This is a genomic window from Kordia algicida OT-1 (assembly GCF_000154725.1).
In the GTDB taxonomy this organism is placed as follows: domain Bacteria; phylum Bacteroidota; class Bacteroidia; order Flavobacteriales; family Flavobacteriaceae; genus Kordia; species Kordia algicida.
In genome coordinates this window covers 1861092-1877799 of sequence record NZ_DS544873.1, presented here as the reverse complement: position 1 = coordinate 1877799, position 16708 = coordinate 1861092, and the positions used below count along the sequence as shown (strand labels likewise).

19 protein-coding genes are annotated in these 16708 nt (G+C 33.9%); 10 read left to right on the top strand and 9 right to left on the bottom strand.

The window, feature by feature from the left end; translation table 11 throughout:
- Positions 1-202: 202 nt before the first annotated feature.
- From rplS to KAOT1_RS07975, 5 genes are all read right to left on the bottom strand, one after another.
- Positions 203-556 (bottom strand): 50S ribosomal protein L19, encoded by a 354-nt coding sequence (gene rplS, locus KAOT1_RS07995; RefSeq protein ID WP_007094263.1) that lies wholly within the window; start codon positions 554-556, stop codon positions 203-205.
- Between the two features lie 189 nt (positions 557-745).
- Complete coding sequence (gene trmD, locus KAOT1_RS07990; RefSeq protein ID WP_007094262.1) at positions 746-1423, bottom strand: tRNA (guanosine(37)-N1)-methyltransferase TrmD; 678 nt, start codon at positions 1421-1423, stop codon at positions 746-748.
- Positions 1424-1434: 11 nt separating this feature from the next.
- Entirely contained in the window at positions 1435-2034 is a 600-nt protein-coding gene (locus KAOT1_RS07985) for a coiled-coil domain-containing protein (protein WP_007094261.1), read from the bottom strand.
- Positions 2035-2170: 136 nt separating this feature from the next.
- On the bottom strand, positions 2171-3619 hold the full coding sequence (locus KAOT1_RS07980; RefSeq protein ID WP_007094260.1) for a glyceraldehyde-3-phosphate dehydrogenase: 1449 nt from the start codon (positions 3617-3619) through the stop codon (positions 2171-2173).
- A 273-nt stretch (positions 3620-3892) separates the two neighbouring features.
- A complete protein-coding gene (locus tag KAOT1_RS07975; RefSeq protein ID WP_007094259.1) occupies positions 3893-5314 on the bottom strand; it encodes a trypsin-like peptidase domain-containing protein in 1422 nt (473 codons plus the stop codon).
- A gap of 168 nt (positions 5315-5482) precedes the next feature.
- Between KAOT1_RS07975 and dapF the strand changes: the two genes are divergently transcribed.
- The 7 genes from dapF (at position 5483) to KAOT1_RS07940 (ending at position 10427) form a co-directional block, all read left to right on the top strand.
- Complete coding sequence (dapF, locus tag KAOT1_RS07970; RefSeq protein WP_040559417.1) at positions 5483-6262, top strand: diaminopimelate epimerase; 780 nt, start codon at positions 5483-5485, stop codon at positions 6260-6262.
- Entirely contained in the window at positions 6256-6780 is a 525-nt protein-coding gene (locus KAOT1_RS07965) for a GNAT family N-acetyltransferase (RefSeq protein WP_007094257.1), read from the top strand. The genes dapF and KAOT1_RS07965 overlap by 7 nt, the downstream gene beginning before the upstream one ends.
- Positions 6777-7346: an endolytic transglycosylase MltG gene (locus KAOT1_RS07960; protein WP_007094256.1), complete on the top strand. Its 570-nt coding sequence runs from the start codon at positions 6777-6779 to the stop codon at positions 7344-7346. The genes KAOT1_RS07965 and KAOT1_RS07960 overlap by 4 nt, the downstream gene beginning before the upstream one ends.
- Positions 7347-8255: a DUF2279 domain-containing protein gene (locus KAOT1_RS07955; RefSeq protein ID WP_007094255.1), complete on the top strand. Its 909-nt coding sequence runs from the start codon at positions 7347-7349 to the stop codon at positions 8253-8255.
- Positions 8256-8364: 109 nt separating this feature from the next.
- Positions 8365-9006 carry a hypothetical protein gene (locus KAOT1_RS07950; protein ID WP_007094254.1) on the top strand — a complete coding sequence of 214 codons (642 nt, stop codon included), beginning with the start codon at positions 8365-8367 and terminating at the stop codon, positions 9004-9006.
- A gap of 129 nt (positions 9007-9135) precedes the next feature.
- Positions 9136-9522 carry a helix-turn-helix domain-containing protein gene (locus KAOT1_RS23405; protein WP_007092873.1) on the top strand — a complete coding sequence of 129 codons (387 nt, stop codon included), beginning with the start codon at positions 9136-9138 and terminating at the stop codon, positions 9520-9522.
- A 5-nt stretch (positions 9523-9527) separates the two neighbouring features.
- Complete coding sequence (locus tag KAOT1_RS07940; RefSeq protein ID WP_007092993.1) at positions 9528-10427, top strand: IS3 family transposase; 900 nt, start codon at positions 9528-9530, stop codon at positions 10425-10427.
- A gap of 169 nt (positions 10428-10596) precedes the next feature.
- On the opposite strand, the gene KAOT1_RS07935 is transcribed toward KAOT1_RS07940, so the two are convergent.
- The 4 genes from KAOT1_RS07935 to dnaA all read right to left on the bottom strand — a co-directional run bounded on the left by KAOT1_RS07935 (position 10597) and on the right by dnaA (position 14695).
- The gene (locus tag KAOT1_RS07935; RefSeq protein ID WP_007094253.1) at positions 10597-11310 is read right to left on the bottom strand and encodes an SAM-dependent methyltransferase; all 714 of its coding nucleotides are present in this window, start codon (positions 11308-11310) and stop codon (positions 10597-10599) included.
- A gap of 27 nt (positions 11311-11337) precedes the next feature.
- Positions 11338-12738 carry a PQQ-dependent sugar dehydrogenase gene (locus KAOT1_RS07930; protein WP_007094252.1) on the bottom strand — a complete coding sequence of 467 codons (1401 nt, stop codon included), beginning with the start codon at positions 12736-12738 and terminating at the stop codon, positions 11338-11340.
- Positions 12739-12801: 63 nt separating this feature from the next.
- Positions 12802-13257: a low molecular weight protein-tyrosine-phosphatase gene (locus KAOT1_RS07925; protein ID WP_007094251.1), complete on the bottom strand. Its 456-nt coding sequence runs from the start codon at positions 13255-13257 to the stop codon at positions 12802-12804.
- A gap of 10 nt (positions 13258-13267) precedes the next feature.
- Entirely contained in the window at positions 13268-14695 is a 1428-nt protein-coding gene (dnaA, locus tag KAOT1_RS07920; RefSeq protein WP_007094250.1) for a chromosomal replication initiator protein DnaA, read from the bottom strand.
- Positions 14696-14899: 204 nt separating this feature from the next.
- Between dnaA and KAOT1_RS07915 the strand changes: the two genes are divergently transcribed.
- From KAOT1_RS07915 to KAOT1_RS07905, 3 genes are read left to right on the top strand one after another with little or no spacing between them, the layout of a single operon-like run.
- On the top strand, positions 14900-15307 hold the full coding sequence (locus KAOT1_RS07915; RefSeq protein WP_007094249.1) for an acyl-CoA thioesterase: 408 nt from the start codon (positions 14900-14902) through the stop codon (positions 15305-15307).
- Between the two features lie 52 nt (positions 15308-15359).
- Entirely contained in the window at positions 15360-15851 is a 492-nt protein-coding gene (locus KAOT1_RS07910) for a glycine-rich domain-containing protein (protein ID WP_007094248.1), read from the top strand.
- On the top strand, positions 15851-16699 hold the full coding sequence (locus KAOT1_RS07905; protein ID WP_007094247.1) for a hypothetical protein: 849 nt from the start codon (positions 15851-15853) through the stop codon (positions 16697-16699). The genes KAOT1_RS07910 and KAOT1_RS07905 overlap by 1 nt, the downstream gene beginning before the upstream one ends.
- The last annotated feature ends 9 nt before the right edge of the window (positions 16700-16708 follow it).

Genomic DNA, 16708 nt, shown 5'->3' with positions numbered 1-16708 from the left:
GTTCTTTTCGAATTCACAAACAATCAGTTGATACTTTTTCTTTGTGATTTCTTTTATAAATGTAGTATAAGTTTTTGAAAAAGCAAGAAATATAACAAATTAGAAATCAACAAGATATGAACCTAAGTTATCAACAATTGTTTATAACAAAAAAAGTCCTGCAAATTTGCAAGACTTTCTGTAGTGTATATTTTGGAAAGAATTATTTAAGTCTTCTTTCTTTAATTCTAGCTTTCTTACCAGTAAGACCTCTAAAGTAGTAGATACGTGCTCTACGTACTTTACCTCTTTTGTTAACTTCAATTTTTTGAAGTGCTGGTAAATTTACTGGGAAAATACGTTCTACTCCAACGGTTCCAGACATTTTTCTGATTGTAAATGTTTCAGTTGAACCTGAACCTCTACGCTGAATTACAACTCCTCTAAAGAACTGCGTACGTGTTTTACTACCTTCTTTAATTTCGTAGTATACTGTAATTGTGTCTCCTGCTGCAAACTCAGGGAAATCTTTTGTTGTTACAAATTCGTCTTGTACAAATTTAATTAAAGCTTCCATTTTAAACTTTTTATAAAAATTAATTCAAATCAACATTCACGTCTATCGCCAGAGGTTAATCCAAAATTGAGTGCAAAAATAGGTATTTTTTTTTAATGTATGTTGTTTGTGGGGAGTTTTTTGTGGATTTGTTGATTCGTCAATTTGTATTTTTGTGAACAGCTTCTAAAAATCTAAGAAGCGTAGCGATTAATCATCCAACAAATCAGGTCGTAACTTCTTCGTACGTTCATACGCTTGTTCTTCTCGCCAAGCTTCTATTTTTGGAAAGTTTCCAGATAATAATACTTCTGGCACTTCCCAATCATTATATTTTGCGGGTCGTGTATAAACTGGTGGCGCTAGTAAATTGTCTTGAAACGAATCGGTTAGGGCAGAAGTCTCGTTTCCTAGTACGCCAGGAATTAATCGGATAACAGCATCACACAAAACAGCTGCGCCCAATTCTCCACCAGAAAGCACATAATCACCAATCGAAATTTCTCTAGTAATAAAATGATCGCGTACACGCTGATCGACACCTTTATAATGTCCGCAAAGAATAATAATATTTCCTTTTAACGAAAGTTCATTAGCAATTCCTTGATTCAGTGTTTTGCCATCAGGAGTCATATAAATCACTTCGTCATAGTTACGTTGCGATTTTAAATCAGTCAAACAACGATCTATCGGACCAACCATCATTACCATTCCTGCGCCGCCACCAAACTGATAATCATCAATAGACTTGTAATTATCTGTCGCATAATCGCGTAAATTATGCAAATGAACTTCCACAATCCCTTTGTCAATCGATCTTTTTAAAATAGAAGCTTCAAAAGGACTTTTTAATAAATCGGGAACTACAGAAATAATATCAATACGCATGACCGAGAAAATTAGTTTTTATTCTTATTGATTTCGTCTTGAAGTTTTCTACGCACTTGTTGTTCACGTTCTAAAGCACGTTTGCGGTGTTCTTCAAATTCAAGTTCAGTTTCTGCTAATTTTGCTTTGGCTTCTTTTGTAATTGCGTTGCTCGATTTGAATCGATATGCAAAAAATAACCATAAAATCGTCAAAATAGCAATAATTCCCCACATTAATGATTGATAACTTCCTTTGCTCAATTGCATACCAAGCAATGAAATGCTGTCTTTTTCGGTGTTTAAGTCTTCAATCTTTTGGTTAACGCTAGCTAAATCTGCTTTCAATTTTTCAATCTCTGCTTGTTGCGTCGCTACTTTTGCCACTTCCGTAGAAAAATCTTTCTTAACTGCGTTGATAGAATCGGCTACATTCTTCTGTAACTTCTCAATCCAGTCGCGTTTTACAACTTTATAGCTTTTGTATTTGTTAGAATTTTTAAGAATAAACTCAAATTGTTCGTCAATTGGTCCTTCTTTTAATCTTAAATTGGCGTTTTTGGCTACATTTTGTGCGCTTGTTAATACGGAAAAACATAGCGTGATTACGAGGAATAGGTGTTTCACTTTCATGGTCTTTTCTATTTGTAAAAATCAGTTGTCAAATAAACGAAGATATTTTTATTTATTGTATGAAATCACAAGAGATTTATTGATAAAAAAAAGAGTCCCAATCATGAGACTCTTTTAATCTTGTGTGTAGTGTCTATTAATAATACGTAAAGCGTCTTACTTTCGAAATGTATTTTGCCAATCGCATTACTTGGTGCGAATATCCGTATTCATTGTCATACCAAACGTATAAGATGATATTTTTTCCACCTTCGCGAACAATGGTTGCTTTGCTATCAAAGATTGATGGTGCAGAAGAACCGACAATATCAGAAGAAACCAATTCGTCATTCAATTCATATTTAATCTGTTCTACCAAATCACCTTCTAAGGCATATTTCTTTAAAATAGTGTTTACGCCTTCTAAAGATGTTTCATTTTCAACTTCCAAATTCAAAATGGCTAGCGAACCATTTGGTACAGGAACTCGAATTGCGTTTGAAGTTAACTTTCCTTCCAAAGATGGCAATGCTTTTGAAACTGCTTTTCCTGCTCCCGTTTCTGTAATAACCATATTTAGCGCAGCAGCTCTACCACGACGGTATTTTTTGTGCATGTTGTCTACCAAGTTTTGATCGTTGGTATAGGCATGAATGGTTTCTAAGTGTCCGTGACTCAATCCAAAAGAATCTTCCACAACTTTTAAAACAGGTGTAATAGCATTAGTAGTACAAGAAGCTGCTGACCAAACGTTTACTTCATCAGGATTGTGTTCTTTATGGTTTACACCATATACAATATTAGGAACGCCTTTTCCTGGTGCGGTTAACAAAACTTTGTCTGCTCCATTTGGCACTAAGTGTCTTTCCAATGCTTCTTTATCTCTAAAAGCGCCTGTGTTATCAATAATTAATGCATCGTTAATTCCGTATGCTGTATAATCAATTTCTTCTGGTCCGTTTGCAGAAATAATATGAACCGTAGTTCCGTTGATGATTAATGCTGAATTTTCTACATCGATACCAACAGTTCCTGGGAAATCTCCGTGAACAGAATCGTTACGTAATAAAGAAGCTCTTTTTTCTAAAACTGTCTGATCTACTTTACCACGTGTAACAATAGCACGTAAACGTAGTTGATTTCCACGTCCTGTACGCACCATTAATTCTCTTGCTAACAAGCGACCAATACGACCAAAACCGTATAAAACCACATCTTTTGGCGTGATTTCAGAAGAATTTTTGGCATCTTTCAATTTATCAACCACAAACGAAGTTGCGTTTGCATACTGATTGTCTTCTAAATGATACTCATAGGTTAATTTTCCGATATCAATTTTAGAAGGCGGAAGATCCATTTTTGCGATTGCTTGAGCAATTTCTACAGTATCAAAAATTGAGATAGGTTTTTGTACAAATTGACCTGCATATTCGTGAAGATTCAAAATTTCACTAACATTTCTGTCAATTAGTTGATTTCTAAAAAGAACAAGTTCAATCGATTTATCATACCATAAATCGCTTACATTCTTGATAAATTCAACAGTAGCACGTCTTCTATCTGCTTGAAAAGTGAGTTCCTTTTCGTAAATTTCATTAAAACTCATAGTCTTACGTTTGTGTAGTTGTGTTTACAATTTTGCGCAAAAGTATACAATTTCAAACGTTTTCGTAAATAAATAAAAGAGTTTTTTTAAGCACGTTTTACACAGCAGATTACGGAATTCTCATAAAAGCTTGTGTTTTTTCAAAGAAGTTGATACTTAGTACAGTACTATTTATGGAAATCTTTAAAAATAGTTTTAATTGTAAAACAAAACAAAAAAAGCGAGGCACGTTTTAGGTGTCTCGCTTTTCTAACATATATAGATGGCACTTTTTTATCGAAAGATAAAACGCTCGTATTGTCCTTTCGGATTTATAAATGCTAATATTTTTACTTTATCTTCTCCATAAGAATCGATGAATTCTTGCAAGGCTTTCGCTGATTTTACTTTGTTTCCATTTACTTCAACCAATACATAACCTGGCGTAATTCCTAAATCGTAAAACAATTGCTTGTTTTTATTATCTACAACTTTCAGGCCATAATTGATGTCAAATTTCTTAGCGTCTTCTTTATTGAGGTTTTCTAGCTTCATGTTCATCAAATTAACAGAAGCTCTTACTTTTTCTTTTTTCAATTCAACAGGGATTTTTTTATAATTACCTTCACGTAATACAGTAACATTCACAACATCTCCTGGTCGTTTCGAACTTAAATATCCTGATAAATCTGAGAATTTAGAAACCTTTACATCGTCTAACTTCTTAATTACGTCACCAGCTTTGATTCCTGCTTTTTCTGCTCCAGAGTCAGTAAAAACTTTACTTACATAAAAACCTTGTGTTTCTTCTGTTCCTAATTTTTCAGCGACAACCGAATTTAAAGAACCTCCTGAAACACCAAGCAATCCTCTTTGTACATCACCATATTCTAACAAATCACTCACAATTTTTTGAGCAATATTACTTGGTACTGCAAAAGAATATCCAATATATGAACCTGTTTGTGAGGTAATTGCGGTATTAATTCCAATCAATTCTCCATCAGTATTAACCAAAGCACCTCCAGAATTTCCAGGATTTACCGCAGCATCTGTCTGAATAAATGATTGACTCAAATTGTCACCTTCATTCAAATCTCTACCTTTTGCACTGATAATTCCCGCAGTAACTGTAGAAGTTAAATTAAACGGATTTCCAACCGCTAAAACCCATTCGCCAATCTTTGCATTGTCAGAATCTCCAAAAGAAATATACGGTAATTCTTCATCTGCTTCAATCTTTAACAAAGCAATATCCATACTCGGATCTGTTCCAATCAACTTGGCAATATAATTTTTGTTATTATTCAATGTTACTTGAATCTCATTCGAACCTTTAATCACGTGATTATTTGTCACAATATGTCCATCAGGCGTAATAATAACACCAGAACCTGTACCAATTTGAGTTTGTGGTCGTCCTGTACCATTATATAAATCCCAAATGCTTCTTGGTGCTACAGTAGTTATTTTATTTTTTACATGCACAACGGCGTGAATTGTCTTTTCTGCCGCAACGGTAAAATCAATACCAGCATTGGCAGCATTTGATGTTTTTGTTGGGTTGTTTACAAAATTCGTCGGAAGCAGCGTTGGTTGTTCAAAAACGGAAGCTTGTTCAACTTTTTCAGGGGAATCTGAAAAAAATTTATAAGCTCCAATACTAATGACGCCTCCAAGAATAGAAACCAATAGTAAACTTGCAAATTTTTTCATGTTTTTATCGTTTATTAATTAATAATTATGATTTGTTTTATAGTATCTGTCTACTTTTAACACTTAAAATTACATATTTATTGTAGCCGTATTTTAACTTTAACGACACTTTAACATCGTGTAAAATCAATACTTTATTTGTACTTTTGTCCGCATCAAATAGAAGAAATGATACTATCTTTTTACAAATATCAAGGAACAGGAAATGATTTCGTGCTCGTTGATAATCGCCATGATATATTTCCCAAAAATAATACCAAACTCATTCGTAAATTGTGTGACCGAAAATTTGGCATTGGAGCTGACGGATTGATCCTTTTGGAGAATGATGAAACGTACGATTTTAAAATGATATATTACAACGCCGATGGAAACGAAAGTACAATGTGCGGAAATGGCGGACGTTGTATGGTAGCTTTCGCTAATTTTCTTGGAGTTATTCAGCAGGAAACTACTTTCATTGCCATAGATGGAACACATTATGCTTCAATTGAAGCTGACGTTGTCAATTTGCAAATGCAAGATGTAACTACTATTGAAAATCATGATGAACATGTGTTTTTAGATACAGGTTCGCCACATCATGTCACTTTCAAAGAAGAAATCAGTCAATTTGACATAAAAAAAGAAGGAGCAGCGATTCGTTATGGTGCGCCGTATTTTGAAGAAGGTACAAATGTGAATTTCGTCAAAAAACTATCCGAAACTGAATTTCGCGTGCGAACGTATGAAAGAGGAGTGGAAGACGAAACACTTTCGTGCGGAACTGGCGTTACGGCGGTAGCACTTGCCATGCATCATTTACAAGAAACTAGTGCAAATACAGTAACTTTGCAAGTAGAAGGTGGAAGCTTAGAAGTATCTTTTGAAAAAGAAGCAACTTCGTACAAAAATATCTTCCTCAAAGGAAAAGCAACACAAGTATTTAAAGGAGAAATTTCATGCTAACACTTACAGGCGAAAAACTATATTTACGCGCTTTAGAACCTGAAGATTTAGATTTTATCTATGAAATAGAAAATGACGAATCTATCTGGGAAATTAGTGCAACACAAACTCCATATTCACGATTCTTAATCAAACAATATCTAGAAAATGCTCATCAAGATATTTATGAAGCAAAACAATTACGCTTGGTAATGGTGAGTAATAAAAAAGAAACAATTGGATTGATTGATCTTTTTGAGTTTGACCCAAAAAATAAACGTGTTGGGATTGGTTTGCTCATCGCAAAAAGAAAACACAGGCACAAAGGTTATGGTAAAGAAGCATTGGAATTGGTGTGTAATTACGCATTCAAACATTTAAACGTTCATCAGTTATTTGCGAATATCGCGTCTGATAATGAAGCAAGTATCAAACTATTTGAAAGCCTGAACTTTGAAAAAATTGGTGTAAAACGCGATTGGACTTTTGTCAATGGCGAATTTAAAAATGAAATACTCTACCAAAAATTTGTACAATGAGTTACGTAAAAAAAATATTAATTGGAATTCTTATTCTTGGCGTACTCGTTGGATTTTATTTAATGTATAACATTACACAAACCATTTTTAAGCCAATTACCGCATTTAACAACGAAGAAGCGTATATTTATATTCCTTCGGATGCAGATTTTTTGTATGTAAGAAAAGAAATAAAGCCTTTATTGTCGGAAGAAAAGCCTTTTGTAACCTTGGCAAAGAAAAAAGGATATATAAAGCGTGTAAAAGGAGGAAAGTATACTATAAAAAAAGACATGAACAGTAATGAAATCGTCAAAACACTGATGGGAAGAAGTGATGATGTAGCTGTTTTTATTCCTAAAAATAATACCATTGAAACCATCGCAAAACAAGTTTCGAATCAAATTGAAGCAAGTGAAGCAGATTTAAAAATGGTGTTGTTAGATACTGTATTTCTTCAAAAGAAGCAACTGTCATTTTCCGCTTTGTATGTATCAGGAACGTATCGCATGCCTTGGAATACTTCTGCGGAAGAATTCAGAACCATCATTTTTGATCGTTATCAAAAGCAAAAATTAAAGGAATAGATGAACATATTTTCCAAATTACTTTTTATAATCTGTTTCGTAAATGTTGCCTCTGCACAACTGACACCGCCAAATTTTTGGGTAAAATCGGATACGTTACACAAACCGCGACGCAATTTTGTGGCAATCACAGAAGCTTCTCTAGCGACGGCAACTTTAGTTGGTTTGGACAGAATTTGGTATGCCGATTTTGATCGTTCTTCGTTTCGTTTTATCAATGACAATAACGAATGGCTGCAAATGGACAAAGCTGGACATGTATTTACGTCATATTATGTTGGAAATATTGGCGCCAATGTCTTGGATTGGGCTGGTGTTTCTAAAAACGATCAGCTTATTTATGGAGCAACGCTCGGATTTGGCTTTTTAACCGCCGTAGAAGTCATGGATGGTTTTTCGGCAGAATGGGGAGCTTCTTGGGGAGATGTGCTCGCAAACGGACTAGGAACAGGTTTGTATGTCGGACAAGAATTATTGTGGGAAGAACAACGTATCAAATTAAAGTATTCGTTTCATCGAACACGCTTTGCAGCTGTAAGACCAAGTAAATTGGGTGATGGTTTCTTGGAAGAAACGTTAAAAGACTATAACGGTCAAACCTATTGGCTAAGTGCCAATGTGCATTCATTCTTCAAACAAAGCAAAATTCCAAAATGGTTCAATGTTGCTGTAGGCTACGGAGCCGAAGGATTGATAGCTGGAACTCCGCAAACACAACGCGAAATTTCCCCAGAGCTAAAGCGTTTTCGGCAGTTTTATTTAAGTTTTGATATTGATTTAACAAAAATTCAAACAAATTCGAAGTTTCTTAAGAGTCTTTTTAGTGTTGTGAATTTTGTTAAAATTCCTGCTCCAACTTTGGAAATCAATAGTTTAGGTAAAGTGAAGTTTCACCCGATCTACTTTTAAGAAAATTTTAACACTAAAATTTGATTATTGAAAAATATTGCGTATATTTGCACGCTGAAATTTTAAGCTTAATTCATCGAATTAGTCAGTCTTAAAGAAATTAAATTTTATGGGAAAAAGAGCAATAAAATTTTCAATTTTAATAGCTGTTTTAACATTCGTAAGTTTAGGTTTCACTTCAAAAAAAGAAGCCAACGTTCTTAAAAATAACATTGAAATACATAACACGTCATCTAAAGTAGTTACAGTGCTACCTAAAGATGAGATACAGTTAAATTTAGAAGCGCCAATTCCGTTTACAGGAAAAAAATATTTGGGTTTCAAAGAAGCTGTAGCATTTAAAGAATCTCAAGGAAATTATTTTGTGGTAAATACCTTAGGTTATCTTGGAAAATATCAATTTGGAAAAGGAACGCTAGAAATGATCGGAATTTACAATCCGCAAGCATTCTTAAAAAATCCAAAACTACAAGAAAAAGCCTTTGAAGCAAATGCCTCAAGAAATAAGTGGATTCTTAGGAGAGACATTAAACGCTCAGTTGGTAAAAAAATCAACGGTGTGCTAATTACAGAGTCAGGAATTTTGGCTGCTGCGCATTTAGCCGGACCAGGAAGCGTAAAGAAGTATTTAAGAAGTGGCGGAAAACAAGGATTTTCTGACGCTTACGGCTCAACAGTGAGATATTATATGAAGCGATTTGCAGGATATGATGTTTCGTCCATCAAAGCCGACAAAAAAGCAAGAGTATAACGTAATCGTTTGTACTCAAAAGATTTGGTTAACATTATTTTAAAAAGCCTCAGTATAGTAATATGCTGAGGTTTTTTTTTGTATTTATTGTCTCGTCCTGAAATAGCGTTACACTAAATTTTAAGCGTAATGAAAACAAATTATGTAAAACGTACTCAAAAAGATTATTCATTATCTTTTAAACTCCAAGTAGTTCAAGAGATTGAACAGGGCAAACTGACACGCTCACAAGTCTTATCAAAGTATGGTATACAATCTGGATCTACCATCAGAACTTGGTTAAAAAAATATGGTAACTTTGATTGGCATAATCAAACTCCACTTTCTATGACAAAGACTCCAGAACAAAAGATTTTAGAATTAGAAGAAAAAATCAAACTGTTAGAAAAGCAGAAGGCTCGTGCAGAACATCTGGCGGAGCGTGCTGACAAGAAAGCTATTTTGTTTGATATGATGATTGATTTAGCAGAAAAAGAGTTTAATATTCCTATCAGAAAAAACTCCAAACCCAAGTAATCGATATGTTTAGAATACATTACAGAGAAAGTATCTCATCTACTTGTGAGTTACTTGGGGTAAGCAGGCAAGTATATTACCGAGCGATACGTTCAAAAGAGAAACGACAGTGTATTGCTAGTGATGTGATAGAGCTGGTTCAATCTGTTAGAATAGAGCAACCACGCATTGGCACAAGGAAGTTATATCATATTCTACAAGAGTCTTTACGTAGTTTAGGTGTCGGCAGAGATCGTTTATTTGCTATTTTAAAGGCAAATCATATGTTGATTAAACCCAAGCGGAGCTATCATATCACTACTAACTCTCATCATCGGTTTAGAAAACATAACAATGTAATAGAGAATTTAGATGTAAACAGACCAGAACAAGTTTGGGTAGCAGATATTACCTATGTAGGTAATCGAGCTAATCCCATGTATTTATCGCTTATTACAGATGCATATTCTAAGATGATCGTTGGGTATTATCTATCCAATACCTTAGCAGTAGATAGTTCTATAAAAGCATTAAAGCAAGCTGTTAAAAACAGAAAATATCCCAAGGAAAGGCTAATACATCATTCTGATAGAGGTTTACAATATTGTAGTAATCAATATCAAAGAATATTAACTAAGAGTCATATTAAATGTAGTATGACAGAATCCTATGATCCATATCAAAATGCAGTAGCAGAGCGAATCAACGGAATCTTGAAACAAGAGTTTTTAATGGGCACCTCTAAAATAGACATCAAACTAATGAAGAAAATAGTACAACAGAGTATTAAAGTTTATAATACCAAAAGACCGCATTTATCATGTCAAATGCTAACTCCAGAACAGATGCACAAACAAAATAAAGTCAACATAAAAACCTATAAAAGAAAAAACACAGATAAGACAGCTGTCTTATCTGTGTTTTAACTATTTTTAATCCTAAATAACTGTAACGGTTTTTTAGGACGGGTCATATGATTGAAAGATTGAATAATTGAAAGACTAAAAGATTTTTTTCAAACAACAAACAACCCGCACTAGAACAAGTCTAAAAGCAAAGCGTTCTAACAGCGAAGCGGTCTAATATCTAACAGCATTAGCGGTCTATCACAAACATCGTTGGTCGTTTATGTAAATTAACGGACGTCTTTTTCCATTCGTTAATGGTCATTGTTCGAATGTATTCTGTAGAAAGCGTAATATCACACGCAACACACAATCGAGTATTTCCAGAAAGTGTCGAAATCAAATCGGCTAATAACTTATCATTTCGATACGGAGTTTCAATAAATGCTTGCGATTGGTTTAAATCTCCAGCACGTTTCTCCAGTTGTTTAATCGCGCGTTTGCGTTCGTGACTGTCAATCGGTAAATAACCGTTAAAAGCAAAATTCTGTCCGTTCATTCCAGAAGCCATCATTGCCATTAAAATTGATGAAGGACCAACGAGCGGAACAACACGAATTCCTTTTTCATGTGCAATTTTTACAATTTCAGCTCCAGGATCGGCAACGCCAGGACAACCAGCTTCTGAGAGCAATCCAACGTTTTTTCCTTGAAAACTTGCTTCTAAAAATGCAGGTAATTCCTGATCTTGTGTATACTTATTCAACACATACAATTGCAAAGATGGTTGCGACTTTTTTGGCGTAATTTTTTTAATAAAACGGCGCGCAGTCTTTTCATTCTCTACAATAAAATGATTTGTCGTTTCTATAATTTTCTTAACAGATAATGGCAACACCTCTAAAGGTTCATTATCGCCCAAAGTAGTAGGAATTAAATATAAAATTCCGTTTGATGCATGCATAGGTCAGGAGTTTGATTACAAATAAAACTAATTTTTAATTAATTTATGATATGAAATTGCGTCATTATTTGAAGTTACTTGCACAATATAAATTCCTTGTGGCAACTGATTTGTGCTAATTTTTTGATTTTCAGTAGTAATATTCGTTATTGAGATTAATTTTCCACTGAATGAAAAAATGACAACTTCTTTTATTTGTAAAACTTCATTTTGATTGCTAATCTGAAAACTATCTTTTGTTGGGTTTGGATATAATTGATAGTTTGTTGCAAGTGAATTTTCATCAACACTCAAAGTTGTATCAAAAATTTTATAAATAATTCCGTCAGAAACACCTGCAATGTATAATTCTCCATTTGAATCTTCACCAAAAGTTGAGAAATTTCCAAAAGTTCCAGAAAAAGGTCCGTTAAAAGTCATCGTCCATGAACCGCCAGAAGGTGTCAATGTGCCAATCTCGCTAGTGCAATAATCAGCAAAAAAGTACCATCCTTGAAAATTTGGGTACATGGAACCTCTGTAACGATAACCGCCTGTTATGGAGCATTTAAAAGGACTTCCACCATGATTGTATTCGCCAACAGGAAATGTAAGTGTTGATATTGCAGGACATCCTCCAGAAGTGTCAAACGTACTATTTCCTTCGTAGCATCTCCAACCAAAATTATAGCCAGCATCTACGATAGGAACGTTGTTAATTTCTTCGACAATATTTTGTCCAACATCACCAATCCATAATTCGCCATTGTCGCTATCAAAAGACATTTTCCATGGATTTCGAAGTCCGTACGACCAAATTTCGTCCAAACCCACGGGATTTCCAACAAACGGATTTGTGGCAGGAACTGTATAACCTGTGGCGCCACTGACATCAATTCGGAGTATTTTACCCAAGTACGATTGTAAATTTTGTGCATTATTTTGTGTATCTCCAGCGCCTCCGCCATCGCCCAAAGCAATGTATAAATAATTGTCATTTCCAAATGCTAAAGAACCGCCATTGTGATTGCTCGCAGGTTGTAAAATTGTTAGTAAAATTTCTTCCGAGCTAGCATCAGCAATGTCTGGGTTTGATGAAGTTGTAAATCGAGCAATTACAGTATTTCCGCTATTGTTGATGTAGTTTACGTAAAATCGATTGTTAGTTGCATAATTTGGATCAAATGCTAAACCGAGCAAGCCTTGTTCGTTACCACTAGATTGTACACGTGCATCAATATCTAAAAAAGGGATTGCATTTGTGTTTCCTTGATTATCTAGAATTTTTATCACGCCATCTTTTTCCACAACAAATAAGCGAGAATCATTGGCATGTTTGATGTCTACAGGTTCTGAAAATCCTGTGGCAAATTGTTGTATGTCGATATTTTGTGAGCATAATAAAAAAGGAAATAGGAGTGCTAAAAGTAGGTAATTTGAAGTTTTCATAAGTAGGTAGCTTTTTTTAGAAAGATACAAAAAATAGCGAATACCTTTCTAGAAACTAATACTTTAAGAAATTCTCTCAGCAAAAATGCTACAAGCTTTATCTAACATTTGGTACACGTTTTCAAAACCTTGATCGCCTCCATAATACGGATCCGGAACTTCGGCATTGGAGTTTGGAGAAATTTGGTTTAAAATTAAGTGAACTTTCGCACGATCTTCTGCTGTTTCCGCCAAAGCGAGAATATTATCATAATTTGATTTATCCATTGCAAAAATGTAATCAAACGTTTGAAAATCGTTTTTAGTGAATTTTCTCGATCGTTGGTAGCTAATGTCAAGTCCGTGTTGTTTTGCCGTCGCAATAGATCTTCTGTCTGGAAGCTCACCAACATGATAACCTGCAGTTCCTGCGGAATCGACTTCAAATTTTGTGGGATCGAGTTTGGATGCTAAAATTCCTTCCGCTAAAGGAGAACGACAAATATTTCCTAAGCAAACCATTAAAATTTTAGTCTTCATGTGAAAAAAATTACAACGAGAGTTTCTTTGTTAAATCTTCAACGTATTTGCGGAATTGTTTATCTGTAGATGATAAATTATCAACTGTTTTGCAAGCGTGTAATACCGTTGCGTGATCGCGTTTTCCAATTTGTGAACCAATACTTGCTAAAGAAGCTTTGGTAAATTTTTTCGCAAAAAACATCGCTAACTGTCTTGCTTGCACAATGTGACGTTTTCGTGTTTTTGATTGTAGCGTAGAAACGTCCATCTGAAAATAGTCTGAAACTACTTTTTGGATATAATCGATGGAAACTTCGCGTTTGGTATTCTTTACAAATTTTTCAACAACTTGTTTTGCTAGCTCAATCGTAACTTCTTTTTTATTGAAAGATGATTGTGCGATTAGCGAAATAATAGCACCTTCCAGTTCACGCACATTCGATTTGATATTTTTCGCAACATATTCTACAATATCATTTGGCATTTCAACACCATCACGATATAATTTATTTTTTACGATAGAAACACGTGTTTCAAAATCGGGTGTTTGCAATTCGGCAGAAAGTCCCCATTTAAAACGAGATAACAAGCGTTGCTCAATATCTTGCATGTCTACAGGCGCTTTGTCTGACGTTAAAATAACTTGCTTTCCGTTTTGGTGTAAGTGATTGAAAATATGGAAGAATACATCTTGTGTTCCTGATTTTCCAGAGAAGAATTGTACGTCGTCAATAATTAACACATCAATTAGCTGATAAAAGTGTATAAAATCGTTACGAGTATTCTTCTTTACAGATTCGATATATTGCTGTGTAAATTTTTCAGCAGAAATATACAACACTGTTTTTTCAGGATATTTATCTTTAATTTCCACACCAATTGCGTGTGCAATGTGTGTTTTTCCCAATCCAACACCACCAAAAATTAATAGAGGGTTAAAAGACGTTCCTCCAGGTTTGTTGGCAACAGCCATTCCTGCAGATCGTGCCAAACGATTTGAATCACCTTCAAGGAAATTATCGAAATTATAATTTGGATTTAACTGCGATTCTATCTTTACATTTCTAATACCTGGAATGATAAACGGATTCTTCAGTTCGGGACTTTTATTTTTGATGGGAACATCAATTTCTTGCGCTTTTACATTACTGCGGTTGGCACTTGGAATTTTTTCCGTAAATGGCTTTTTATTTCCATACGTATTTTCCATTTTGATGATGTATACTAAACGAGCAGTATTTCCTAACTCTTTTACTAGAGCAACCTTTAATAACTTTACGTAATGTTCTTCCAACCATTCATAAAAAAACTTACTTGGAACTTGAATGCTTAACGCTTTATTTGTTAACTTTACAGGCTTTATAGGCTCAAACCAAGTCTTATATGCTTGTGGTTGAATGTTGTCCTTTATGAAAGACAGACAATTATCCCATACTGATTGCGCAGTTACACTCATTTATTACTGTTAAATTGTTATTTTTTAGGTTAGGAAAAAAAGAAAATTCGGGGTTTTCTCCTTTTATTTTTTAGCGTGAACAAATATGTGAAAAAAAAAGGGAAAAAAAAATTTGAACGCTATTGAATTTGTTAAATTTTTTTCGCATGCTTGGAAACAATTTCTTTACAATTCGGTAACATAAATAAATATATAAAAAATACTTTGAGAAGTCACGAAATAAAAACAAGAATTCGCTATGCCGAAACCGACCAAATGGGTGTTGTATATCACGGCAATTACGTACAGTTTATAGAAATGGGGCGTACTGAGTGGTTACGCGCTTTGGGAATTTCCTATAAAGAAATGGAAGCAATGGGCGTGATGTTGCCTGTAATTTCTATTCAAATTAATTATAAAAAATCGGCATATTATGATGATGTGCTGACAGTTAAAACAACCCTAAAAAAATTACCTTCTGTTAAGATTGAATTTGAGTATGAAATTTTGAACGAAAGTAAGGAAATTATTACACAAGGAAACACGGTTTTAGCATTCATTAATATGGAGACCAAAAGACCTATGAAATGTCCTGCGCATTTGATCGAAAAATTATCGGTGATTGACTTTTAATTTGTAACATTTTTCAAAAGATTCACTCATATAATTGTGATAAATTTGATGCATGACTGAAACTCAAAAACGCTTATGGGATAAAATTAGAAGTTTTGAAATAGATGATGCACATTCTTCTTTTACATTTACAGATAGACTTGCTAGAGAAAATAATTGGACTTTAGCTTATACTTTAAGAGCAGTTTTAGAATACAAGAAGTTTCTCTTTTTGATTGCAATTTCAGATGTTCCACAAACGCCATCCGATCAAATAGATCAGGTTTGGCATCTTCATTTATTATATACACAATCGTATTGGATAGATTTTTGTCAAAATACAATCAATAAACAAATTCATCACGGACCGACTAAAGGTTCTGAAGAAAAACAATTGTTTAAAGAACAATACACTAAAACATTAGAACTTTACGAATCAGTGTTTTTAAAAAAACCACCAAAAGATATTTGGGTTGATGTTGATACTAGATTTAAAGAAATACACTTTACGCGTGTCAACAGACATCGAAACTGGATTATTCCAAAATTTTTATTTAAAAAATAATGAAACTACTCTCTACAATAGCGCCCGCAGAAACAATTTTGATACAGCAAGGAAGTGCTGCACAACTCAAAAACTTGCTGAAATTTACTTTTATGGATTTACTTCTAAAAAAAGTATTAAAAATTGTAGAAGTAGAGAAGCAGCCACATCCAAGAGATGAAGTTCGTGTATATACATATGTTGAAACTGGTAAAAATTTTGAAAAGTATACAGCAAAAAATCACGAACTCATCTTTCTAAGACCTTTCAAGGAAGAAGCATCTATTCAAATACTATTCAAACATTACGTGAAAATTATTTACGAAGCTTCAAACGGTAAAAAAGGGTATAGAGAAAGCATTAGAAGTAGTAAGGAATTGCAACCTTATTTCAGTCAGACATTTTTTATCTCGTTATTTCGAGTTATTAAATTGACTAATGAAGGAAAAAATGTTCAACAAGAAGTCGTCAGTTATTTACAGGAAGTTAATTTACAGATCAATGATTTATTGGAAAACAATCAGAAGAAAGCCTTAGAACTTTTAATCGCTATTGGTGGAAATATATTTTTATTACAGAATTTAGATTTTGATCTTCTCAGAAAAATTGACAAGGAACTTATCAAACAACAAAAAACATTACATGCTAACGTTGATTCTTATGATGACAGTTGGATATTTTATGTAGATTTTTATGATGACAACTATTTATTTGACTATAGTTTTGATGAAAATAATTCTTTCGACACTTTCTTCAATGATACTATGGATTCGTTCGATTCTGAATTTGATGCATCAAGCTGTTCTTCTTGGGATAGTGGCTGTAATAGCGGATGCAGTAGTTGTGGTGGTTGTGGCGGATGTGATTAATACAAGTTT

Bases quoted from the DNA above. Each gene is read 5' to 3' on its own strand.
- KAOT1_RS07950 (WP_007094254.1), top strand. From the start codon at position 8,365: ATGGGAAAAAGAGCAATAAAATTTTCAATTTTAATAGCTGTTTTAACA.
- KAOT1_RS07975 (WP_007094259.1), bottom strand. From the start codon at position 5,314: ATGAAAAAATTTGCAAGTTTACTATTGGTTTCTATTCTTGGAGGCGTC.
- KAOT1_RS23405 (WP_007092873.1), top strand. From the start codon at position 9,136: ATGAAAACAAATTATGTAAAACGTACTCAAAAAGATTATTCATTATCT.
- KAOT1_RS07925 (WP_007094251.1), bottom strand. From the start codon at position 13,257: ATGAAGACTAAAATTTTAATGGTTTGCTTAGGAAATATTTGTCGTTCT.
- KAOT1_RS07985 (WP_007094261.1), bottom strand. From the start codon at position 2,034: ATGAAAGTGAAACACCTATTCCTCGTAATCACGCTATGTTTTTCCGTA.
- dnaA (WP_007094250.1), bottom strand. From the start codon at position 14,695: ATGAGTGTAACTGCGCAATCAGTATGGGATAATTGTCTGTCTTTCATA.
- KAOT1_RS07940 (WP_007092993.1), top strand. From the start codon at position 9,528: ATGTTTAGAATACATTACAGAGAAAGTATCTCATCTACTTGTGAGTTA.
- KAOT1_RS07965 (WP_007094257.1), top strand. From the start codon at position 6,256: ATGCTAACACTTACAGGCGAAAAACTATATTTACGCGCTTTAGAACCT.
- KAOT1_RS07905 (WP_007094247.1), top strand. From the start codon at position 15,851: ATGAAACTACTCTCTACAATAGCGCCCGCAGAAACAATTTTGATACAG.
- KAOT1_RS07980 (WP_007094260.1), bottom strand. From the start codon at position 3,619: ATGAGTTTTAATGAAATTTACGAAAAGGAACTCACTTTTCAAGCAGAT.
- KAOT1_RS07955 (WP_007094255.1), top strand. From the start codon at position 7,347: ATGAACATATTTTCCAAATTACTTTTTATAATCTGTTTCGTAAATGTT.
- trmD (WP_007094262.1), bottom strand. From the start codon at position 1,423: ATGCGTATTGATATTATTTCTGTAGTTCCCGATTTATTAAAAAGTCCT.
- rplS (WP_007094263.1), bottom strand. From the start codon at position 556: ATGGAAGCTTTAATTAAATTTGTACAAGACGAATTTGTAACAACAAAA.
- KAOT1_RS07930 (WP_007094252.1), bottom strand. From the start codon at position 12,738: ATGAAAACTTCAAATTACCTACTTTTAGCACTCCTATTTCCTTTTTTA.
- KAOT1_RS07910 (WP_007094248.1), top strand. From the start codon at position 15,360: ATGACTGAAACTCAAAAACGCTTATGGGATAAAATTAGAAGTTTTGAA.
- dapF (WP_040559417.1), top strand. From the start codon at position 5,483: ATGATACTATCTTTTTACAAATATCAAGGAACAGGAAATGATTTCGTG.
- KAOT1_RS07935 (WP_007094253.1), bottom strand. From the start codon at position 11,310: ATGCATGCATCAAACGGAATTTTATATTTAATTCCTACTACTTTGGGC.
- KAOT1_RS07960 (WP_007094256.1), top strand. From the start codon at position 6,777: ATGAGTTACGTAAAAAAAATATTAATTGGAATTCTTATTCTTGGCGTA.